Here is a 21,751-nt window from a genome sequence, read left to right as displayed (position 1 = left end):
TTGTTGTAACTATTTAAGCGCAAAGTAAGTGATGTCTATGAAGGGGTTCCCGGCAGCTCTTTACTGGTTGTGAGTCTGCTAAGTATGCCTTCATAGGCAACCATTGCTTAGATCTCAAAAAGTTCTAAGTCCTAATCCACCCTTAATCACAGGGCTAGTTATGAAAAGCATTCAAAAATACTTATTAATTGTTTGGCAGACATGGTACGAAGCAAGAATTGCTTATGCAAAGCGTTACACCAAGCATTTGCTTGGAAGTTAGACTAAAAATTGCCAAGTCTTTGGAAGGAGCTTAGTTAATTCCCGCCAAAGACTTGCGTGAATAAATATCTACCTAACAAAGTTATTAATATGTCAGCAGTTACTTGCCATTAAAAACGCCAAGTCACACCGATTTCCGTGCGTGTCGCATTGGTGTCATTAGCAGATAAAACCGTCCCATAATTAGCGGCACTCCTCATAGCTGAAAGGCCAATATCTATATCTTCAGTCGGAGAAAGAATGAGTGCAACAAGCCCGTAAGTATTTAAATATTGCTCGGGTATTGGTGGGTTGGTAGTAGCGCCAATGTCTAGAGCGACCTTCACCCCAGGCCAGAGTGTTAAGACAGGCGCAAAAGACATCAATAGTATATTGGTGCGATTAAGATCCATACTTTGTCCAACTGCATAATTGGTGTTGTAGGGTGAATGCATATAAGACAGATTCACATGCACTTCAAGTGACTCCCAATAACGAGAGGCTATGAAGTTGACTCCATAATTCAAGGCTGCAGATCCTAGTCCATTAACTTGCTGCTGCTGACTAGCTGGAAAAATGAGAGTGGGTTTAACGGCTAGAGCGTAATGATTTTCTTGATCTTCTAAAAAACGCCATTTAAGTCCAATCATTGAGTTTGAAAATCTAGTGTAATTTCCGGTGGGCTGGGTGTAGTAAGTTGTAGCAATAGAAGCCTCTAGGGTTTTGGTAAGACCCCTGGTATACGTAAATGGAAATGCTTTAGCGCTATCCTGTCCAGAGTATTCCTCACCCGGAGTAACAATATCAGTTGGAGTGGCGCTTGTATTGCCATGCCGATTAATAGAGAAAAAATATTGCTCTATTTGATTTCTGCCTGCCTCTACAGTACCCGCATCATCTGTATTTAATGGTTCAAAGGCAACTGCAGATGTTGAAATAAGAAAAAGCAGAAGCAGTATGTATTTAAACAATTGGAGGGCGATAGGGGATTTCAAGCCATTACCTTAAATTGCTCTTATGACAGTCTGATGTCTGCCCTTACAATACCCACCTATGAGCGATCTAACACTGAATTCTTTTCCGATTGATGGCGTAGTTTTTGCTTGGGCAATGACCAGTTCGGGCGAGAACTATGAAATTCCCTTGGATCAGATTACGGAAAAATTAGATGATTCCCAGCAATCTATCTGGTTGCACCTCAATTTAGCCCATTCCCAAGTTCAACGCTGGCTTGATAAAACACCCCTGATCCCTGAGCGTGTTGTAGAGATGATTCATGAGGGGGTGACCCGAAGTCGTTTGGAAAGAATTGAAAAGTTAGACGATTGTTTATTAATGGTGATGAATGATTTTCACCAAGAATTTGGTGTCAAAGAGGGTGAGGCAACATTAGGCACCTTATGGGCCATCCTGACTCCGAGATTGATGATCTCGCTAAGAAATAAGCCACTCAACACCACGGATAAATTAAGGGCCGACCTTAGAGATGGGCAATTACACCCACACTCTGCAATCGAGTTATTTCATGAATTGATCGATTTACGAGCTGAATACCTAAGGACTTTGCTAATACGCCTATCTGAAAAGATGGACGATTTAGAGGAATTATTATTAAAGGGCCGTGAAATTCCAGAACATGAAAATTTAGGTCGAATTCGCATTCATTGCAGTCGCTTACGACGTCAGTTTGCGCCTGAGTTAGTTGCGCTTCATCGATTACAAAAACACTTGCCTTATTGGTTCTCGGCTCAAGATAAAACGAGACTGAGTGATGATTTAGATCTACTATCCTTTTTAGTTCAAGATATTTCTAATCTCTATGACAGGGCGAAGGTATTGCAGGATGAGCAGGCTGCGCACGTAGCAGAATTTAATGCCCGTAACTTACAAGTTTTGTCCATCATGACTGTCATATTTCTCCCAATGACTCTACTAACGGGAATTATGGGAATGAATATGGAAGATTTGCCTGGACTTAAAGGCTCTTTTTATGGGGTGATGATGCTCATGGCTGCTTGTGGTGGCCTTGTCTATGCAGGCCTCAAGTACAAAAAAATTATTTAAACCCTAATTCCCCTCGCCGGAATACTTTGAAAAAATTAGGGTGAGCAATAAGCTTCCGATAATTTAGAGGTCATGAAGATGTAACTTGAAGAGTGGATGATCAAGTTGAAAATCAATACTGGCTAAATTCAAGGAGGTCAAAATGCTAGATCAAGATACAAATGAAAAAATCATATCTTTAAGAAGAATGGCCGCAGAATATTTTCAAAAGGCCGCCTGGAACCAGTTATTGGCCTTAGATAATTATCGAGAGAATAATTATGTTGCCGCAGATCGCTTTGCGCAGCTCTCTTTTGATGATCAAATGAATGCGGTAGAGTTTGCAGAATTGGCTGATGCTGAGTCAGAACTATTAATTGACTTGAGGATGGTGGAGCAGAATTGATGCTGAATGGCAAAAAAGTGTGGGCTAAAGCCTTATTCTTTTTAGCACTTGTCTTTGGCGGACCTTCTCAGGCTGCTCCACTTAATGTTGCAAAAGGTGACATTCTGTTACATATTGTTACTCAGTGTGTTGATCCATCAAAGGCTAATTACTGTGCTAATTGCATGTTGCCGAGAGCAGATGGGGGATGTAGCAATATTAATGAATGCAAAAGCACGAATGAAGTTTGGACCCTCAATCAGAAATATGCAGCCATAAGAGACATTAAGATGTGCGGATGCCCCTCTGATTTCGTACATGGGCTAGCCATACCAAGAGACATAATTACAGGTGTTGAGGATGTAAATCGAGAGGAGGGGATATGGCAATTCGCTTGGGGTATAGGTTTAGAGCGTATTGAATCAGACTCACTTGCATTAGTAGTAAATCCAAAGTCAGAGAGAACTCAGAATCAACTCCATGTGCATATTCTTACTTTGAAAAAAAATGCACGATCAGACTTTGTAAATTATCCTCACGCATACATTCAAAACTTAGATCGGGTATGGAGTACATCTCAAAAGATTGCCGTTTCTCAGGGTTTACCTGATTATGGGATATTGGTCGCTAGAGAGTCTAAGGACCAATATATTGTGGTGGTAACCCCTAAGAGCCCTGAAGCTGCATTCACGGTTTGGAATTGCAGTAAATAATCATGCAAACTAAGCTTTACCTGGGTAAATTCATCATGATGATTACCTCGAATTAAATAAGTTAGAGCATAAGGTTAAATGGCCAAGGGCTAATAATTGCACCATTTTGATGCTGCAGTGGTTAATGGGATTCACATAACTTATGTATTTTTAACCCGTATATTATGGGGATTAATGTCCTTTGCTGTACCACTTGCAGGGCAAGGACTTACGAGACACGCACTATATATAACTAGCGGAAATAATTATGAATGATGAAGTCATCCCAAAAATCCTCGATTTACCTATTGGTTTAAGCGCTACTGGCGTACGGCAAGAATTCGATAGCCTGGGTAATGTAGATGCTCCAGCAAATCGCTATTGGGGCGCCCAAACCGAGCGCAGCTTACATCACTTTAATATCGGTAATGACTTGATGCCTAAAGAGGTTTATCAGGCCTATGGTTATGTCAAAAAAGCAGCCGCCATCGTAAATACTGAGGCCGGAAGACTGCCAAAGTGGAAGGGCGATCTGATTCAAAAGGTGAGCGATGAAGTAATTAGCGGATCTTTAAATAGTGAGTTCCCGTTATATGTATGGCAAACCGGGTCAGGTACGCAATCGAACATGAATGTGAATGAAGTGATTTCTAATCGCTGCATTCAATTGGTTGGTGGCAAATTGGGTTCTCAAGCCCCGATTCATCCGAACGATCATGTAAACATGGGCCAGTCAAGTAACGATACCTTCCCAACTGCGATGCATATTGCCGCATACAAGATGACTGTTGATAAGACCCTTCCTGCGCTTAAGGGATTGCGTGATGCGATTGATAAAAAAGCAAAGCAATGGGATCAAGTAGTCAAGATTGGGCGCACCCATTTAGAAGATGCAACGCCACTAACAGTCGGCCAAGAATGGTCTGGTTATGTTGGCGCACTCGATGATGCGATTGCTGATATTAAGCAAGCGGTTGATGGATTGCTCGCTGTGGCGATGGGCGGAACTGCTGTAGGCACTGGCTTGAATGCACCCGTTGGTTTTGGTGAGGATGTTGCCAAGGTACTTAGTAAGTTGACTGGGTACAACATTCAAACTGCCCCTAATAAATTTACTGCACAGGGCACTCTGGATCGCATGGTCAGAGCCCATGCTGCACTTAAATCAGCGGCAGTCAGCTTATTTAAGATTGCTAATGACCTTCGTTGGTTAGGTTCCGGCCCAAGAACCGGGTTGATGGAAATTAATTTCCCATCAAATGAACCGGGCTCATCTATCATGCCGGGCAAAGTGAATCCAACCCAAGCTGAGGCGATGCTGATGGTCTGTATTCAGATTATGGGATCTGACGTTGCCGTTCAAATGGCTGGTGCTGAAGGTAATTTTGAGCTCAATGCATTCCGTCCTGTCATCATCAATAACTATCTACACTCTGCCTTAATCATGGCGGATATGTGTGATCATTTAAGAGAATTCATGATTGAGGGTGCGGAATTGAATGAAGCACAACTCAAAAAAAATATTGAAAATTCAGTCATGATGGTTACTGCGCTCTCCCCAATCATTGGATATGACCAGGCCTCACTCATTGCTCATTACGCGATCGATAAAGGCTTGTCACTCAAACAAGCGGCCCTGGCCAATGGTGTAACAGAAGACTTATACGATAAGGTAGTTATTCCTATCAATATGACTCATCCGGGCTCGGCTGACGTCAAAAGCTAATTGTTAAAACAGTATTTATTGAATCAAAGGAGATAAACAATGCGTTGTATTCGCTTGTGGACTGATGCGGAAGGCATCTCACGTTTTGAAGAAGGTCGTATTGCTCTTAAAGATGGCGGTACAGTCAATTTTCTTTCAGACAAATTTTCAACCAAGAGTATTTCGTTTGCTGAGACAAAAGCGGGAGAGTCTTTGCAATGGCACAATGCGCCAGCGAAACAATTCGTGATTACTTTACGTGGCACCCTAGATTTTTGGAATAAGGTGGATGAGCACGTTGTTATCACGCCGGGCGATATTTTATTGGCTGAAGATGTTACTGGCCCGGGACATTCTTGGAAATTGATTGGCGACGATCCTTGGCGACGCGCGTATGTCATTTTAGAAACTGATGGCGATCTTGCCTTCATCAAAAATTAAATAAAGAGGCACCACTTGAGTAATCAGAATAATATGACCGAAGTGGATTGCGCATTAGTAGGTGCTGGCATTATGAGCACCACTCTGGGCGTATTTCTAAAAGAGATTAATCCAAATCTATCCATTGAATTGGTAGAGACCTTGGCCAGTGAGGCACTTGAAAGCTCTGGTAGCTGGAATAATGCAGGTACAGGACATGCTGCTAACTGTGAACTAAATTACACGCCCTTAGAGCCAGATGGCACAGTTAATATCTCTAAAGCGTTGGAGGTGAATGTTGAATTTGATCTCTCTAGACAATTTTGGTCTTACCTAGTTAAGAAGGGCGCGATCAAAGATCCATCCTCCTTTATTAATCCAGTGCCACATATGAGTTTTGTTCAGGGTGACGAGCATGTCAGCTTTCTGAAGAAGCGCCATGCAGCAATGAGTGCTCATCACTGCTTTCATGGCATGGAGTATTCAGAGGATCCTAAGCAGATTGCACAATGGGTGCCATTGGTCATTCAGGGTAGAGACCCAAAAGAAAAGATTGCTGCTACTCGAATCATTACAGGTGCCGATGTTAGCTATGGCTCATTGACTAAAAATTTAATGAACTACTTAAAATCTTTAAGCGGATTCAAGGCTTCATTCTTGGAGAAGGTTACGCATTTAAAGCGTGAGGCAGATGGTCGTTGGTGTCTGACTATAGTTAATCAAAAAACTGGTAATACGCGTTATGTGAAAGCCAAGTTTGTCTTCCTAGGTGCTGGCGGTGCAACGTTAACATTGTTACAAGAATCGGGTATTCCTGAGTCTGATGGCTATGCAGGATTCCCAGTCAGTGGAATTTGGTTGCGCTGCGATGATCAGGAAATTGTGAGCCAGCACGAAGCTAAGGTGTATGGAATGGCGGCTGTGGGCTCGCCACCAATGTCTGTTCCGCATATGGACACACGCATTATCGATGGCAAGCGCTCAGTGCTTTTTGGCCCCTATGCTGGTTTCTCGACCAAGTTTCTTAAAACTGGCTCCTACTTTGACTTAATAAAGTCTATTCGCCCTGGAAACATCCTGCCATTGATCGCTGTAGGGCTGACAAATTTTGGATTGGTTAAATATCTAGTTCAGCAAGTCCTGCTAACTAAGAAGGAGCACTTTGATGTGCTCAGAGAGTTTTATCCAAACGTCAATCCAAAAAATTGGTATCTCGAGGTAGCTGGTCAACGCGTACAAATTATCAAAAAAGATAAAGCAAAGATTGGCATTTTGGAGTTCGGCACTGAAATCGTTGAGTCTGCTGATTCATCCATTGTGGCTTTACTTGGCGCATCACCGGGTGCATCAACAGCAGTCTTCATCATGATTAATGTGATTAATAGGATGGAACCTACTGGGTTATTGCCAAGCGACTGGAAGCAGAAGATGCAAAGCATCATTGAATCGTATGGTGATTCTTTAATTACGAACGCTGCGCTTTGCAATAAAGTCCGAGCAGAAACTGCCCCGATATTAGGCCTGCATTACATTCCTTAAGGCGACGAGTGAATTTTAATAAAGAAAATAAATGATGGAATTTTTTGATGCAGTCATGCTTGCACGCATGCAATTTGCATTTACCGTGGGATTCCATATTATTTTTCCTGCATTTTCAATCGGACTAGCAAGCTATCTCGCACTTTTGAATGGGCTGCACCTCTATTCCCAAAAGAATGTCTACCTAGATCTTTTTAATTACTGGATCAAGATATTCGCAGTTGCCTTTGTGATGGGGGTGGTTTCAGGCTTGGTCATGAGTTATGAATTTGGCACCAACTGGAGTGTGTTTTCATTTAAGGCTGGACCTATCATTGGCCCTCTAATGGGATATGAAGTGATGACAGCCTTCTTTTTAGAGGCTGGATTTTTAGGGGTAATGCTTTTTGGTAGAGAGCGCGTTGGCCCTAAGATTCATTTCTTTGCAACCTTAATGGTGGCAATTGGTACATTTATTTCGGCGTTTTGGATTCTTTCGGTCAATAGCTGGATGCAAACGCCAGCAGGTTACTCAATCAATGCGGCTGGTCAATTTGTTCCCGAGGACTGGATCAAAATCATTTTCAATCCGTCTTTTGTGTATCGGTTAGTGCACATGGTCTTTGCGGCCTATATATCTACAGCCTTAGTTATTGCTTCTGTTGGGGCTTTACATTTATTGAGGTTAAATAAATCCGCTGTTGGGTCTGCTGCTGGAACATTTACCCAAGGCTCACGTCAAGCAGTCTGCCTGATGTTTTCTATGGCCTTGTGGATTCTTGCCATCCTTGTTCCGATGCAAATGGAGGCGGGTGATCAGCATGGTCTTAATACATTTAAATATCAACCTAAGAAAATTGCAGCAATTGAAGGGCATTACGAAGATGCAAAGCCTGCCGGACTGATGATATTTGGCATTCCGGATGACAAAAATAGAAAAATGGATTACGCCTTAGAGATTCCTTACTTAGGCAGCATTATTTTGACTCATTCACTAGATGGTGAAATCTTAGGTATGGATACCTGGCCTAGGGATGAAACTCCTCCAATGGCATTGCCATTCTTTGCTTTTCGAATCATGGTCGGGCTCGGTGTAATGATGTTTATTTTAGGAATGTGGAGCTTGTGGCTGCGACATAAAAAAACACTTTACGAAAAAACCTGGTTTTTAAAGTACGCATTAGTCATGGGTCCCGCAGGTTTTATTGCCGTGTTATCTGGCTGGGTTGTTACTGAAGTTGGGAGACAGCCTTATACCGTTTATAACTTGTTGCATACCACTCAATCACATTCACTCTTAAATGCTGCAACCGTTGGTACAACGCTAGTGGCATTCATTACGGTGTATTTTGTACTCTTTGGCATTGGGGTGTATTACATCTTAAGATTAATGAATCAAGGTCCAGCTGGTAGTGAGCTTGCCTCGACTCCAGTTACCCAATCAAAAAATGCAGTGTATGGATCGTATTTGCAAAATGTAGGCAAGGGAGATTCACATGAATCTTGATATCACTTTAATTTGGGGTGGATTGCTCGCCTTTGTTGTTTTGGCCTACATTATTTTTGATGGTTATGACTTAGGTGTAGGTATATTGATTCCACTCATGCGCTCGGACCAGGAGCGGGCTCAGATGCTTAGTTCAGTCAGACTGTGGGATGCTAATGAAACCTGGTTAGTCTTGGGCGGTGGCGGTCTTTTTGCCGTCTTTCCCTTGGCATACTCCATTATTTTTCCGGCGCTCTACCTTCCGCTGATTGGCATGTTGCTCTCACTAGTGATTCGTGGGGTTGTATCTGAATTTCGTTGGCAGAACAAACAAAGCGCCATGATTTGGGACAGTTTATTTTTTGTAGGCTCATTCTTGGCAGCCTGTTTTCAGGGAATGATCTTAGGTGCACTTGTGCAAGGTATTCAGGTAGTTGATCACGCGTATGCGGGTGGACCATTAGATTGGTTGACACCTTTCTCGGTGATGACTGGGATTGCCTTAGCGCTTGGTTATAGTCTGCTGGGAGCTACTTGGCTTGTATTGAAGACAGATGGAGAATTGCAAAATAAAGCTTTCTCACTGATTAAGGTATTGGGCTCTCTGATGGTGTTAATGGTTGGGGTAGTGAGTCTTTGGACGCCATTCCTTAAACAAGATTATTTAAGTAGGTGGTTTGCTTGGCCACAAGCAATTTATGTACTTCCTGTTCCCTTATTATTGGCAGCAGCAATTTTCATTCTCTTTCGGGCGGTCAATAGAAGAAATACTTGGGTACCTTTTGTGGCTACCATCAGCATCTTTCTTCTGTCTTATATTGGCCTGTTAATTAGTATTTTTCCATACGTTGTTCCTGATACGATTACCTTGTGGGAGGCTGCAGCTCCGCTCTCGAGCCAGAAATTTTTGCTTCCAGGAACATTGATTTTGGTTCCCATTATTTTGATCTACACTACATACGCACACTGGGTGTTCTTGAAGGAAGAGAAAGCATGATGAGCAAGCTTAAAAGAGGAAGGCCTACTCTTTTAAAGCAAGTGACTTGGCTTTGTATTATTTGGACGCTTAGCGTTCTTGTACTGGGGAGTGTTTCCCTATTGCTTCGTTCAATACTCAAAAACTGAATTTGATTAAACATAGGTATAGCTAGTGCAAACAATAGTAGAGCCCCTAGAATTTCAGTTGATTCGATCATGCGCTGAAATACTCTTTACGAATGGCCAATCTACTAAAAAATTAGTACATGATTTGCAGTTGATTGCTCGTAAGTTGGGCTATGAGTCAGAAGTCATTCCCTTATGGGGTGGAATTTTTATTGAGCTTGACGGAAATAATGCTACCAAGCCCAGTCGAACACTCATGTTAAATATTCAACCCTCTGGCGTGCAAATGAATAAGGTGAAGTTGGCGACGCTCGTCATTAACCAATTTATTGCGGGCACCTTAACCTTGGAACAGGCAATCCAGGGAATTAAAGAGGTTGATCAAAGCCCCCCATGTTCTTTAATTCGCTTTATTGCAATGTCTGCTATCGGCGCTGCTTCTCTGGGTGTGATCTTTGGTGTGGCAGATCCCAAACTATTATTGCTGGTCATGCTCAGTGCTGGTATTGGTGCGCTACTGAGAAGATTAACGGCAAAAGTATCTTCTAATCTCTACTCGCAAGTCTTAGTGGCCTCCGTTTTTACTGGGGTATTTGGTTCACTAGCGCATGCTTACCAATTTTCTCCAGCAAACGTCTTCCTCTTTCTTTGTCCCTGCATGATTTTGGTTCCGGGACCGCATTTGCTCAATGGTATTTTTGATATTGCTCGTGGTAATGTGGGGATCGGTCAATCACGCTTGACTTATGCCATTACGATTTTATTGGTGATCTGTATAGGTTTAGTGAGCTCACTGGTTTCTCATAACCAGTCCTTAACTCAATACGCAATCACCAGTGACTTGCCGTTGCCATATTACTTACTCGCAGTCTGTGGTGCAGTGGCCGCCTATGGCAGCTTCTTCTCTATGTCTTGGCGAGATATCATCATTCCCGTTTTTATCGGAGCAGTTGCTTTTTTACCTCGTTACTACCTCGCCTTCGTTGATGGTTACTCAGTTGTCATGGGTGTCTTTATTGCCAGCTTGGTTGCTGGATTGATGGCTGCTTTGCTGGCGTCTAAGACCCAGCTCCCATTTGCAGCCTTAGCATTTTCTTCGGTAGTCGCAATGATTCCAGGATCTTATCTTTTTAGAATGGCTGATTACTTATTTAATTTTTATCAAATGGGTGTCAATGCTTCAGCTCAAGAGAGTCTGTTGGCCCTCAATCAAGGTATTACGGCCATAGTCATCGTGATAGCAATTTCTATTGGTGTGATATTCCCAAAATTGTGTGTTGACCACTTTTGGGACAAAAGGCCTAATTCTTAGCCCTCATTACATCTCGTAAGCCCCTTGTTTTTAATGGGGCCGAGTCTCAGGCATGCCCTATTAATCTGTGATTAAATGCAATAGAATAGTATTTAATTCTGAATGTAGTTCTTTTTGTGAAACTTAAACATGTCTAATTCTTCTTTGCTTTCCGGCGTTACTGTTATTGATTTATCTAGAGTACTAGCCGGTCCTTTTTCTACCATGACCCTAGCTAATTTAGGTGCTCGCGTGATTAAGGTAGAAATTCCGGGAACAGGTGACGACTCTCGTGCATTTGGACCATTTCATAACGGCAAATCACTGTACTTCGCATCGATCAATTGCAATAAAGAAAGTATTGCGTTGAATTTAAAAAATCCTGAAGATCGCGCTATTTTTGAGAAGTTGCTTGAGAAGGCCGATATCTTGGTTGAAAACTATCGACCAGGAACGATGGAAAAGCTAGGTTATGGTTGGGGTACCTTGCATGCTAAGTATCCAAAATTAATTTATGGCGCTGCATCTGGTTTTGGTGACAGCGGCCCTTACTCCAAACGTGCTGCGTATGACATGGTGGTGCAGGGTATGGGCGGCGTGTTGAGTATGACTGGCTATCCGAATCAACCTCCTGCTCGCGTAGGTATTTCTATTGGAGATATCACTGCAGGATTGTATTTAACCATTGGCTTAAATGCTGCTTTATACAATCGCACAGTAACTAAAGTAGGCTCAAAAATTGATATCGCCATGCTTGACTGTCAGGTTGCCATTTTGGAGGATGCTATTCCCGCTTATGACAAGACTGGCGAGATCCCAGGCCCATTAGGCACTCGCCATCCTTCCATTGCGCCATTCCAAACCTTCGCTGCAAAAGATGCCAGCATCGTGATCGCTGCTGGTAATGATCATTTATTTGATTTGATGACTCAAGCATTGGCTCGTCCAGATTTATTAACGGATGCGCGCTTTAAGACTAATGAATTGCGTCATGAAAATATTGATGTCTTACAAAAAGAAATGGAAACCACACTTGCTGCGAAGACAGTAGCTGAGTGGTTGGTTGCGTTAAATACGGTCGGCGTTCCTTGTGGTCCAATTAACGATGTCCCTCATGTCATTGCAGATCCACAAGTTGCCGCACGAAATATGGTGATTGAAGTAGATGATCCCGTCATTGGAAAAGTAAAAACTGCTGGTAATCCTGTGAAGGTAGTGGGTGCAGTAGATGAGGTGACCTTAAGGCCTTCTCCCGAGTTGGATGCCAATCGTGCGGCTATCTTGGCTGAATTCGTTGGAGTAGGTAAATGAGTGCACCAATTACCGCGGCGGCACCAAGTTCCGACGCATTAGTGTTGGCGTCTATTGCCAATAGCATTGGCACGATTACCCTCAATAACTCCACACGCCGGAATGCACTTAGTGAAGTTCTATTGGATCAAGTCATAGCTGCTTTAGACGACTTTAAAACTAAAGAGGTTCGAGTGGTGATTTTGCGCGCTTTTGAGGGTGCGACTGTTTGGTCTGCTGGTCACGACATTAAAGAGTTACCTCAGGCCAATCAAGATCCATTGGGGTATTCAGATCCTCTCGAGCGAGCCTTGAGAGCTGTGCGCGCTTTTCCTGCTCCAGTTATTGCCATGGTTCATGGATCAGTATGGGGCGGTGCCTTTGATTTGGTGGCGAGTTGCGACATGATTATTGCGGATGAAACTTGCAGCTTTGCAATCACGCCTGCAAATCTCGGTTTGCCATATAACACTACAGGTTTAATGCATTTCCTTGGACGTCTTCCGATTAATCTTGTGAAGGAGTTGTTCTTCACTGCAGCCCCTATCAAGGGTAATGATGCGTACAAGTGGGGGATTGTGAATCATCTAGTCCCGAGTGCGGAACTAGAAGCATTTACTACGGATTTCGCTACAAAAATTACCAAAAAGGCGCCATTGGCTATTTCAGTGGCAAAAGAGCAATTGCGCATTCTCACTGACTATCAGCCTATTGCTGCACAAATTTTTGAACAGCTCCAAGAGATGCGTCGTACGGTATATGACAGTAAAGATTACACAGAAGGAATTCAAGCCTTCCTACAAAAACGCCCAGCTGTATTTACAGGTAAGTAATCTATAGTACTCAACAGGATATAGGATCATCAATATCCAGATAAGTAAGCCCTCATCAGTAATGGTGAGGGTTTTTCTTTTAAGGCCTAGCTTTGCACTTAACTTTCTTTTAAGCGAGCACTCTTTCTCGACTTTTCATAAAAGTCATTTGGCTTTGTTTTAATCCACTGAATAAATCGCTGCATTTCTGGGTGTTCCTGAAGGGCTGCTGCAGTATTCAATTGCACAGCTAACTCAGTTTCAGTAAAGAGAGCATGAATCTGACAATGACAGATACGGTGGAGATATTCAGTTATTTTCCCGCCCTTTGATTTGGGTACCAGATGATGAGCATCCTTTTGGGATTCTGGAATCAGGCGATCGCAAATAGGACAGATTAATACCAATGATTTCTGGCTCAAGATAGGCTCTCGAGAGATGAGCTTTTGTCTAATTTTTCCTATCATGGAGGGCTAGGTGCTTAAGTGGGTAATCTTTACTGAATGTAATTTGAAAATGGAGGTCTTATGCGAGTTTATTCAATAAGTCTTAAACTTGCACTGTGCCAAAATTCTCACCCAAAACACTCTCTGCTTCAGATATCTCGCGCTTAATAGAAATGGCCTGGGAGGATCGCACCCCATTTGATGCGATAGAGAAGTCTTTTGGATTATCTGAGCCTCAAGTGATTCAATTAATGCGCCATGAGCTCAAGAGAGGTTCATTTGAACTCTGGCGTAAGCGGGTTACTGGAAGAGCAACTAAGCATGTAGCCTTACGCAGTAAGTTAGTAGATCGCGCTTACTGCCCAACCCAATATAAAAATAAATGAAATCCCCTAAAAGGCTGGTCTTAGTTCTTGGCGACCAACTTGACCTAAATGGTGCTGCACTTAAAAAATTAAACTTTGAAACAGATGAAGTGTTCATGGTGGAGTCGATAGATGAGGCGCAGTACGTTTGGTCACACCAAGCCAAGATTGCCTTATTTTTTTCGGCAATGCGTCACTTTGCACGGTCTTTGAGGGCGCTTAAGTACCCGATCACTTATATCGAAAATACACCCTTATCTATTGTTGATGCATTAAAAGAAAAGTTACAGCAAGACAATATTGGGCGCTTGATTTGTATTGAGCCTGGTGAGTGGCGCCTCAAGCAGCAGATAGAAAAATTAGCAAGCGAGTTATCGATTTCACTGGAGATGTGTGAAGATGACCACTTCTTTTGTACACATCAAGAGTTTATAGATTGGACTGCCGGCAAGAAAGAATTGAGGCTGGAGTACTTTTACCGCTTAATGCGCAAGAGACACAATATATTGGTTGATGCTGAGGGTAACCCAGAGGGTGGTCAATGGAACTTCGACCAAGATAACCGTAAGCCCTACCCTAAAAAAGGTCCCGGCATGGTTGATGAGCCAGTCTTGTTTGAGCCAGATGAGATTACGCAAGAGGTGATTGCATTCGTTAAGAGGACCTACCCAAAACACCCGGGATCATTAGAGGCATTTCGTTGGCCGGTAAATCGTGAGCAAGCATTAGAGGCGTTAAATTATTTTGTGGAATATCGTTTACGCAACTTTGGCGTGTATCAAGATGCCATGTGGACTGATACTCCTTATGGCTGGCATTCAATTCTATCGAGCTCGCTCAATCTCAAACTGCTCAATCCTCGAGAGGTCATTGCTGCCGTCCTCACAGCTTGGAAAAAATACGCTCTAGATTTATCAACGGTTGAAGGTTTCATTCGTCAAATTCTGGGATGGAGAGAGTTTGTCCGGGGGATGTACTACCTAGATATGCCGGGAATGGCACAAGATAACTATTACGGACATGAGAGGGCTCTGCCTAAATGGTATTGGGATGGCAAAACCAAGATGGCTTGTATGAAAGATGCGATAGGCCAAACTCTGGAATACGGTTATGCGCATCACATTCAACGCCTGATGGTGACAGGCAATTTTGCTCTCTTAGCTGAAATCCTGCCGTCCGCAGTCTGCGATTGGTATTTAGCAATTTATGTAGATGCAATTGAATGGGTGGAGTTACCCAATACGGCGGGTATGGCTTTGTTTGCAAATGGCGGTCGCTTCACTAGTAAGCCTTACATCGCTAGCGGTGCCTACATCAAGCGGATGAGTAATTACTGCGGTTCTTGTCAGTACAAGCCAGATGTCCGCTATGGTGAAAATGCTTGTCCTATTACGACTTTGTATTGGAACTTTCTCATTAAGCATCGAACTCAGTTTGAATCTAGCCCACGTACACGCTTAATGACGGCCAACCTCAAAAGAATCAGTGATGAAGATCAGGGGCACATTGTGGCGCATGCTGATCAGATCCTTACTCACTTAGACGATCTATAGGGGTGCTGATGGGTGTGACCTTTAAGGGAAACAAGAGTTTTCTTCCTAGCAAGACTTGTGTGGTCTGCAAAAAGGAAATGCCTTGGAGAAAGTCGTGGGCCAAAAACTGGGAATCCGTTAAATACTGTTCCGATGCCTGCCGTAAAAAGGCACCTAAGACCCAGGCTTAGCAATAACTAATTGCCTTGCTATTTACCAGGGTAATTTTTCACCAGCATAAGAAAGAAAGCTTCCTGAATCACCCTGTTGAAGATTTTCAATCACGTTAAACATATCGGCTACTGCATCTTGCGCTGGTCGCCCAATCTGCTCTCCACGAAATGGTTTAGATAGCCTGGAATTGACAGTGCCTGGATGCATGGCAATGAGGGCGACCTTTGACTTAGTGCGAGCGAGCTCTATTGAAGCGGTTTTAATCAGCATATTGAGTGCGGCTTTAGAGGTTCGGTAGCTATACCAGCCACCCAATCGATTGTCTTCAATGCTGCCAACCTTGGCGGATAGCGTGACCATAATGCTGTGTTGAGGATCTAATAGTTTGGAGAAATAACGAATCGTGAGAGCTGGCCCAATGGCATTAATTTTGAGGAGCTCCATCAAGGGCTCAAAACCCAGATCATCCAATTTCTTTTCTGGCATCCACTCACCGCTGTGTAGCACACCAATCGTATTAATGATGAGTTGAAATGGTCCTTGGCTAGCTAGAGCCTCAGCACAACTTTTAATAGATTCAGGATTCTGATAATCCAGCGGATGCTCGGAATGACGATGAACCCCTACAACCCCTGAGCAGGAGGGGTTATTTTTAAGTAACTCCATAAAGGCCAATCCAATCGTGCCAGAAGAGCCGATCACTAAAGCGCGAAAGGGTTTGGGAAGTATTTTCAAGTGAGTGAATTCATTTAATGACCTGTCAGCCAGTTTAGTGAATAAGTCTTACACTTGCTTGATGACCCATGATTTACAAAAACTGACCCTGTATTACGATGGCGCATGCCCTTTGTGCCAGGCAGAAATTTTGTTTCTCACAGGACGCAACCAAGCTGGCCTACTCAACTTTGTTGATATCAACTCAGATCGTTTCGATCCTACAGTTGTGGGAGTTTCATGTGAACAGGCTTTAGCTGCTATGTATGGTCAATATTCTGATGGAGTCTTAATTCAAGGGGCGGCAGTATTTCCTGAGGCCTATCGACGCGCCAACCTTCCTGCTTTAGCCTGGCTATTTTCTAGAAAAGATTTGCAACCCTTTCTTCAATTCGGATATCAAGTCTTTGCCAAAAATCGTCATGCAATTTCTCGAGTGCTTGGGCCAGGGGTCTTGCGTTTGGTTAAAGCGAGAGCTAAGTAGAGCGTCATATGACAGCTCAATCCCTACTCATTCGCTTGTGCGTAATAGCTTGCTTGTTGTCAGGCTCAGCATCTGCGCGCGAGTTAACTTATATAGATGAAGCTCTGAATCCGGCAAGGCTGCAAGGCAGTGGGAAATTAACTTGGTGGGGCTTTCATGTGTATGACGCCACTTTTTATCGAGGCGCTAATTTGAATTCTCCCGAGTTTGCGCTCGATTTGCGTTATCAAAGATCACTCAACGGCAATGCAATTGCCAATAGAACTAGTGACGAGATGAAGAAGCTTGGTGTGCCAGAGGCTCAAGCGCAGAATTGGGGAAAGCAGTTGGCAACCTTTTTGCCTAATGTCGAGCCTGGTCAGAACATCACGGCCATCTATACTCCGAAGCAGGGAACCACGTTTTACTTTGAAGGCAAACCACTTGCTCAAATCCCTGGATCAGATTTTTCTAAAGCATTTTTCGGCATCTGGTTAGATCCTAAAACCAGCGCACCTAAATTACGCGAACAATTATTGGGTCAAAATTGCCCACCACCCTTATTTCAAGAGGCTTGTAATTAATGAAAAATATCCTCAGTAGATTTATCGCAGTATTATTCTGCGCAGGTTTTTTATTGGGTTGCTCTGGGCCTCAAGTTTCTCAATATGCCAATGAAAAACCCACTTTAGATCTCAGTGAGTATTTCTCGGGCACGATTGATGCTTATGGAATCTTTACTGACCGCAGTGGAGCGGTAGTAAAACGCTTTACCGTACTCATTCAGGCGAACTGGAAAGTAGTTGGTGGTAAAAAAGTGGGTACCTTAGATGAAAGCTTTGACTACTCTGACGGAACAAAGCAAAAACGCATCTGGACATTGACAGAGACTGCCCCAGGAAAATATATCGGCAAGGCAGATGATGTGGTGGGAGAGGCTAATGGATCCTCAGCAGGTAATGCGCTCAATTGGGCATATACCTTGGCTCTGCCAGTTGACGGAACGGTTTACAACGTGCAGTTTGATGACTGGATGTATTTGGTCACACCTAAAGTCATGATTAATAAAGCCCAAATGAGTAAGTTTGGGATTAATTTGGGTGAAGTTACCCTGAGCTTCTATAAGCGCTAGGGGTGGCAAAAAACACCATAAAACCCCATTTAAGACCTTAATCAAGGCTGTTTTGGGGGTGTCATAGAGCTGTCATATTCGACCCGTATCGTCCTTGTATCGCGCTATTGCGCATATTCCATTCAAGGACCGATTAAATGAAATCTTTTTTGAAAAAAGCCCTGATTATTGGCGCTATTTCACTTGCTCCTACCGCATTTGCTGTAGAAATGACTGGTGCTGGATCCTCTTTTATTTATCCAGTATTAAGTAAGTGGGCTGAATCATATAAAGCTAAAAGCGGTGACAGCCTGAATTACCAGTCCATAGGTTCTGGAGGCGGTATTAAACAGATTAAAGCTAAAACAGTTGATTTTGGTGCTACTGATGCACCATTAAGTTTTGAAGACTTACAAAGTAATGGCATGGTTCAGTTTCCAGCAATTATTGGCGGCGTAGTTCCAGTTGTTAACATCGAAGGTATTGGCCCAAACCAGTTGAAGCTCTCTGGTGACCTTTTGTCAGATATTTTCCAAGGTTCTGTAACAGACTGGAGCGACAAACGCGTAGCTCTCCTAAATCCAGGCATGAAGATCCCATCTGGTCCGATCACAGTTGTAACTCGTGCAGACGGATCTGGTACTACTGCAATTTTTACTAGCTTCCTTTCTAAAGCAAGTAGCAACTTTAAAGATGCGGTTGGCTTTGGTGCGCAAGTTAAATGGCCTGCAGCTTCTACTGTAAGTGGCAAAGGAAACGAAGGCGTTGCGGCTAACGTTGCACGCATCAAGAACTCAATTGGTTATGTTGAGTATGCTTATGCTAAAAAGAATAACCTGAGCTATACACAGGTTCGCAATGCTGATGGCGTAATAGTATCTCCAACTGCAGAAGCTTTCGCTGCCGCCTCTGCCGGTACAGACTGGTCTAAATTTCCTGGAATGAATACTTTTATTACATATGCTAAAGGTGCTAAAGCATGGCCAATTACAGGCGCAACTTTCGTTGTAGTTTATAAAAAGCCAGAAAATAAATCTCAAGCTGCAGCAGTATTGAAATTCTTTGATTATTCATTCAAAGATGGTAAGAAAGCCGCCTCAGACTTAGATTACGTCCCAATGCCTGACGCAACCGTAGATTACATTCGGAAGCAAGTTTGGTCACAAGTTGAGACTAAATAATTTCTGTTCTAATTTTTCAGATTTGAACGACCCTGTTAATCAGGGTCGTTTTCTACTTAAGATATCCATAGAATGAATGCTTTAGAGACTACCAGTGCTCCAACGCTAATGGCTTCAAAAATTGCGCGACTCCAGAGAATTCAAGATTTTCTATTTCATCGCATTACGCAATTTTTTTCTCTATCGGTATTGTTTGCGTTACTAGGAATTATTGGCTCTTTATTTATTAATGCATGGCCTGCATTAAAAGAGTTCGGCCCCCAATTTTTTATTACTCCTACCTGGGATATTGTGAATGGAGAGTTCGGTGGTTTGATCGCAATTTATGGAACATTAGTTTCTTCAGTAATTGCACTCTTAATTGCTGTCCCACTAAGTTTTGGCATTGCTTTTTTCTTAACAGAAATTTGTCCCCCACCTCTCAGACGCCCTCTTGGAACAGCTGTTGAGTTATTGGCCGCTGTGCCATCCATCATTTATGGCATGTTTGGTTTATTTGTCTTTGCGCCTATATTTGGCGACTATATTGAGCCTGCTCTTCAGGCTACCCTGGGTCAAATTCCCCTAATTGGAATTTTATTTTCAGGGGCACCTAATGGCATTGGTATGTTGTGTGCGGGATTGATTCTTGCTCTCATGATTTTGCCTTTTATTTCTTCGGTCATGCGCGATGTATTCGAGATTGTTCCACCAGTTCTTAAAGAATCGGCCTATGGAATTGGCTGCACAACATGGGAAGTAGTCCGAAATATTGTTCTGCCTTATACAAAGGCAGGGGTCATTGGTGGGGTGATGTTAGGTTTAGGTAGGGCGCTTGGAGAAACCATGGCAGTTACTTTTGTCATTGGTAACGCACAACGAATTTCCCCTTCCCTTTTTGCTCCAGGTAGCTCTATAGCATCCACCCTGGCAAATCAATTTGGCGAAGCAGAGGTAGGTTTACATTACTCATCTCTTTTTGCTCTAGGCCTTGCCTTATTTTTTATTACATTTGTGGTGTTGGCCCTTGCTAAATGGTTGTTAATTAGCATGGAGAAAAAACAAGGGCTGAAATCATGAGTGTGTCTAATAATTTTGACATGGCTGTATTTGCTCGTCGTAAAAGAGTAAATAAAATTGGCCTTGCTCTTTCCATGTTGGCTATGGCTATCGGTATGGCTAGCCTTATTTGGATTTTAAGCATCCTTTTTATTAAAGGATTTTCTGCAATTAATTTGAATATGTTTACTGCGAGCACTCCTGCTCCAGGTACTGAAGGCGGTGGTTTAGCCAATGCTATCGTGGGAAGTCTCTTATTGGTTGGCTCATGCACTTTTATTAGCACGCCTGTAGGTGTGTTAGCTGGTTTATATCTTTCTGAGTATGGCGATCGCAGTAAAGTTGCCTCTCTTACCCGCTTTGTAACTGACATCATGCTTTCCGCTCCCTCTATTGTGATAGGCCTGTTTGTTTACGCCTTATATGTTGCGAAGGTTCAGCATTTCTCTGGCTGGGCGGGCACTGTGGCATTGGCTTTAATCGCTATTCCTGTGGTTGTCCGTACTACTGAAAATATGTTGCGCTTGGTTCCTGGAAGTTTGAGGGAGGCTGCTTATGCATTAGGCACTCCAAAATGGAAGGTGGCCTTTATGGTTACCTTGCGCGCAGCGCAAAGCGGCATCATGACGGGAATCCTATTGGCATTAGCTCGAGTGAGTGGTGAAACTGCGCCTTTGCTTTTCACAGCCTTGAGCAATCAGTTCTTCTCAACGGATATGAATAAGCCCATGGCTAACTTGCCGGTGGTTATTTTTCAGTTCGCCATGAGTCCATACGATAACTGGGTCAGTCTGGCCTGGGGCGGATCCCTTCTGATTACATTTGCTGTGCTTGGCTTAAATATCTTAGCTCGCGTGGTGTTTAGAGAGAAGGTACAGGGATGATGAGCAATATGAAAACAATGTTTGACTTAAATAAGATTGATAGTCAAGGAGTAAGAATGGATACAGTAAGCCAAGAGCCGAAGAATTCGGTAGTGAACGCCATTGAAGTGCGTGACCTTAATTTTTATTATGGCGCCTTTCAGGGTCTAAAAAAGATCAACTTAGATATTGAGCAAGGCAAGGTGACTGCATTCATTGGCCCATCTGGTTGCGGAAAATCAACACTGCTCAGAACACTCAATCGAATGTATGACCTCTATCCAGGGCAACGCGCAGAAGGCGAGATCAATTTTTATGGTCAGAACATTCTAGAGCCAGGCCAAGACTTGAACTTGTTGCGATCAAGAATAGGGATGGTTTTTCAAAAACCAACTCCATTCCCAATGTCTATTTACGAAAACATTGCTTTTGGAGTTCGTCTTTATGAAAAGCTCTCCCGCTCTGAAATGGATGAGCGCGTAGAGTGGGCATTAAATAAGGCCGCTCTTTGGAATGAAGTGAAGGATAAGTTGAATCAGAGCGGTTTATCACTCTCTGGTGGTCAACAACAGCGCCTGTGTATTGCACGGGGTGTAGCTGTGAAACCTTCCGTGATCTTGTTAGATGAGCCAACCTCAGCTCTAGATCCTATTTCAACTGGAAAAGTTGAAGAGTTGATCCATGAACTCAAGAATGAATACACCATTGCTATTGTGACTCATAATATGCAGCAAGCTGCTCGCGTTTCGGACTATACGGCCTATATGTATTTGGGTAGCCTAATTGAGTATGGCAAAACGGACGAAATATTTATTAAGCCTAAGCGTAAAGAAACAGAAGACTATATTACCGGCCGCTTCGGTTAATTGGAGACATTA

The 21,751-nt window shown here is 43.1% G+C and carries 25 protein-coding genes; 22 read left to right on the top strand and 3 right to left on the bottom strand.

The window, feature by feature from the left end:
- Nucleotides 1-371 precede the first annotated feature (371 nt).
- Nucleotides 372-1,235: a hypothetical protein gene (locus tag PNUC_RS08445; protein ID WP_011903459.1), complete on the bottom strand. Its 864-nt coding sequence runs from the start codon at nucleotides 1,233-1,235 to the stop codon at nucleotides 372-374.
- Between the two features lie 58 nt (nucleotides 1,236-1,293).
- On the opposite strand from PNUC_RS08445, the gene PNUC_RS08440 reads away from it, so the two are divergent.
- The 12 genes from PNUC_RS08440 (at nucleotide 1,294) to scpB (ending at nucleotide 13,007) form a co-directional block, all read left to right on the top strand.
- Nucleotides 1,294-2,304, top strand: a complete 1,011-nt coding sequence (locus tag PNUC_RS08440; RefSeq protein WP_011903458.1) for a CorA family divalent cation transporter — start codon at nucleotides 1,294-1,296, stop codon at nucleotides 2,302-2,304.
- A gap of 142 nt (nucleotides 2,305-2,446) precedes the next feature.
- Complete coding sequence (locus PNUC_RS08435) at nucleotides 2,447-2,689, top strand: hypothetical protein (RefSeq protein WP_011903457.1); 243 nt, start codon at nucleotides 2,447-2,449, stop codon at nucleotides 2,687-2,689.
- The gene (locus tag PNUC_RS08430; protein ID WP_011903456.1) at nucleotides 2,689-3,381 is read left to right on the top strand and encodes a CDP-diacylglycerol diphosphatase; all 693 of its coding nucleotides are present in this window, start codon (nucleotides 2,689-2,691) and stop codon (nucleotides 3,379-3,381) included. Before PNUC_RS08435 ends, PNUC_RS08430 begins: the two co-directional genes overlap by 1 nt.
- Before the next feature lie 247 nt (nucleotides 3,382-3,628).
- Nucleotides 3,629-5,086 carry a class II fumarate hydratase gene (locus PNUC_RS08425; protein WP_011903455.1) on the top strand — a complete coding sequence of 486 codons (1,458 nt, stop codon included), beginning with the start codon at nucleotides 3,629-3,631 and terminating at the stop codon, nucleotides 5,084-5,086.
- 39 nt (nucleotides 5,087-5,125) lie between these two features.
- The gene (locus tag PNUC_RS08420; RefSeq protein WP_011903454.1) at nucleotides 5,126-5,506 is read left to right on the top strand and encodes a cupin domain-containing protein; all 381 of its coding nucleotides are present in this window, start codon (nucleotides 5,126-5,128) and stop codon (nucleotides 5,504-5,506) included.
- Nucleotides 5,507-5,521: 15 nt separating this feature from the next.
- Nucleotides 5,522-7,024, top strand: a complete 1,503-nt coding sequence (gene mqo, locus PNUC_RS08415) for a malate dehydrogenase (quinone) (protein WP_201721433.1) — start codon at nucleotides 5,522-5,524, stop codon at nucleotides 7,022-7,024.
- Nucleotides 7,025-7,055: 31 nt separating this feature from the next.
- Complete coding sequence (locus tag PNUC_RS08410; RefSeq protein WP_011903452.1) at nucleotides 7,056-8,510, top strand: cytochrome ubiquinol oxidase subunit I; 1,455 nt, start codon at nucleotides 7,056-7,058, stop codon at nucleotides 8,508-8,510.
- Nucleotides 8,500-9,486 carry a cytochrome d ubiquinol oxidase subunit II gene (cydB, locus tag PNUC_RS08405; protein ID WP_011903451.1) on the top strand — a complete coding sequence of 329 codons (987 nt, stop codon included), beginning with the start codon at nucleotides 8,500-8,502 and terminating at the stop codon, nucleotides 9,484-9,486. The genes PNUC_RS08410 and cydB overlap by 11 nt, the downstream gene beginning before the upstream one ends.
- On the top strand, nucleotides 9,483-9,614 hold the full coding sequence (locus tag PNUC_RS11205; RefSeq protein WP_080512738.1) for a DUF2474 family protein: 132 nt from the start codon (nucleotides 9,483-9,485) through the stop codon (nucleotides 9,612-9,614). The genes cydB and PNUC_RS11205 overlap by 4 nt, the downstream gene beginning before the upstream one ends.
- 25 nt (nucleotides 9,615-9,639) lie before the next feature.
- Nucleotides 9,640-10,905 (top strand): threonine/serine exporter family protein, encoded by a 1,266-nt coding sequence (locus tag PNUC_RS08400; RefSeq protein ID WP_011903450.1) that lies wholly within the window; start codon nucleotides 9,640-9,642, stop codon nucleotides 10,903-10,905.
- A 129-nt stretch (nucleotides 10,906-11,034) separates the two neighbouring features.
- Complete coding sequence (locus tag PNUC_RS08395) at nucleotides 11,035-12,195, top strand: CaiB/BaiF CoA transferase family protein (protein ID WP_011903449.1); 1,161 nt, start codon at nucleotides 11,035-11,037, stop codon at nucleotides 12,193-12,195.
- Nucleotides 12,192-13,007 carry a methylmalonyl-CoA decarboxylase gene (gene scpB / locus PNUC_RS08390; RefSeq protein WP_011903448.1) on the top strand — a complete coding sequence of 272 codons (816 nt, stop codon included), beginning with the start codon at nucleotides 12,192-12,194 and terminating at the stop codon, nucleotides 13,005-13,007. The genes PNUC_RS08395 and scpB overlap by 4 nt, the downstream gene beginning before the upstream one ends.
- 98 nt (nucleotides 13,008-13,105) lie before the next feature.
- Here scpB and PNUC_RS08385 read toward each other — a convergent pair whose 3' ends face one another.
- Entirely contained in the window at nucleotides 13,106-13,408 is a 303-nt protein-coding gene (locus tag PNUC_RS08385; protein ID WP_227717082.1) for an HNH endonuclease signature motif containing protein, read from the bottom strand.
- 140 nt (nucleotides 13,409-13,548) lie between these two features.
- Here PNUC_RS08385 and PNUC_RS08380 point away from each other — a divergent pair, with 140 nt between their 5' ends.
- Genes PNUC_RS08380 through PNUC_RS10865 form a run of 3 tightly spaced genes read left to right on the top strand, consistent with a single transcriptional unit; the run spans nucleotide 13,549 to nucleotide 15,520 of the window.
- Complete coding sequence (locus tag PNUC_RS08380) at nucleotides 13,549-13,818, top strand: TIGR03643 family protein (RefSeq protein ID WP_011903446.1); 270 nt, start codon at nucleotides 13,549-13,551, stop codon at nucleotides 13,816-13,818.
- Nucleotides 13,815-15,350: a cryptochrome/photolyase family protein gene (locus tag PNUC_RS08375; RefSeq protein ID WP_011903445.1), complete on the top strand. Its 1,536-nt coding sequence runs from the start codon at nucleotides 13,815-13,817 to the stop codon at nucleotides 15,348-15,350. The genes PNUC_RS08380 and PNUC_RS08375 overlap by 4 nt, the downstream gene beginning before the upstream one ends.
- 8 nt (nucleotides 15,351-15,358) lie before the next feature.
- Nucleotides 15,359-15,520: a DUF2256 domain-containing protein gene (locus PNUC_RS10865; protein ID WP_011903444.1), complete on the top strand. Its 162-nt coding sequence runs from the start codon at nucleotides 15,359-15,361 to the stop codon at nucleotides 15,518-15,520.
- 22 nt (nucleotides 15,521-15,542) lie between these two features.
- Here PNUC_RS10865 and PNUC_RS08370 read toward each other — a convergent pair whose 3' ends face one another.
- Complete coding sequence (locus PNUC_RS08370; RefSeq protein WP_011903443.1) at nucleotides 15,543-16,238, bottom strand: SDR family NAD(P)-dependent oxidoreductase; 696 nt, start codon at nucleotides 16,236-16,238, stop codon at nucleotides 15,543-15,545.
- Nucleotides 16,239-16,299: 61 nt separating this feature from the next.
- Here PNUC_RS08370 and PNUC_RS08365 point away from each other — a divergent pair, with 61 nt between their 5' ends.
- The 7 genes from PNUC_RS08365 (at nucleotide 16,300) to pstB (ending at nucleotide 21,739) form a co-directional block, all read left to right on the top strand.
- On the top strand, nucleotides 16,300-16,701 hold the full coding sequence (locus tag PNUC_RS08365; RefSeq protein ID WP_011903442.1) for a thiol-disulfide oxidoreductase DCC family protein: 402 nt from the start codon (nucleotides 16,300-16,302) through the stop codon (nucleotides 16,699-16,701).
- Nucleotides 16,702-16,709: 8 nt separating this feature from the next.
- Nucleotides 16,710-17,264 carry a chalcone isomerase family protein gene (locus tag PNUC_RS08360; protein ID WP_011903441.1) on the top strand — a complete coding sequence of 185 codons (555 nt, stop codon included), beginning with the start codon at nucleotides 16,710-16,712 and terminating at the stop codon, nucleotides 17,262-17,264.
- Nucleotides 17,264-17,812 (top strand): DUF3833 domain-containing protein, encoded by a 549-nt coding sequence (locus PNUC_RS08355; RefSeq protein WP_011903440.1) that lies wholly within the window; start codon nucleotides 17,264-17,266, stop codon nucleotides 17,810-17,812. Before PNUC_RS08360 ends, PNUC_RS08355 begins: the two co-directional genes overlap by 1 nt.
- Before the next feature lie 137 nt (nucleotides 17,813-17,949).
- Nucleotides 17,950-18,972, top strand: a complete 1,023-nt coding sequence (gene pstS / locus PNUC_RS08350) for a phosphate ABC transporter substrate-binding protein PstS (protein ID WP_011903439.1) — start codon at nucleotides 17,950-17,952, stop codon at nucleotides 18,970-18,972.
- Nucleotides 18,973-19,044: 72 nt separating this feature from the next.
- Nucleotides 19,045-20,031: a phosphate ABC transporter permease subunit PstC gene (gene pstC / locus PNUC_RS08345; protein ID WP_011903438.1), complete on the top strand. Its 987-nt coding sequence runs from the start codon at nucleotides 19,045-19,047 to the stop codon at nucleotides 20,029-20,031.
- Nucleotides 20,028-20,894, top strand: coding sequence for a phosphate ABC transporter permease PstA (gene pstA / locus PNUC_RS08340; protein ID WP_011903437.1), 867 nt, complete (start codon nucleotides 20,028-20,030; stop codon nucleotides 20,892-20,894). The genes pstC and pstA overlap by 4 nt, the downstream gene beginning before the upstream one ends.
- 56 nt (nucleotides 20,895-20,950) lie before the next feature.
- Nucleotides 20,951-21,739, top strand: a complete 789-nt coding sequence (gene pstB, locus PNUC_RS08335; RefSeq protein ID WP_048812292.1) for a phosphate ABC transporter ATP-binding protein PstB — start codon at nucleotides 20,951-20,953, stop codon at nucleotides 21,737-21,739.
- Nucleotides 21,740-21,751 lie beyond the last annotated feature (12 nt).

The sequence above is a fragment of the Polynucleobacter asymbioticus QLW-P1DMWA-1 genome (genome assembly GCF_000016345.1).
GTDB lineage: Bacteria > Pseudomonadota > Gammaproteobacteria > Burkholderiales > Burkholderiaceae > Polynucleobacter > Polynucleobacter asymbioticus.
Note: the sequence above shows the minus strand (reverse complement) of the source record. Positions and strands in the feature narration are given on the sequence as shown.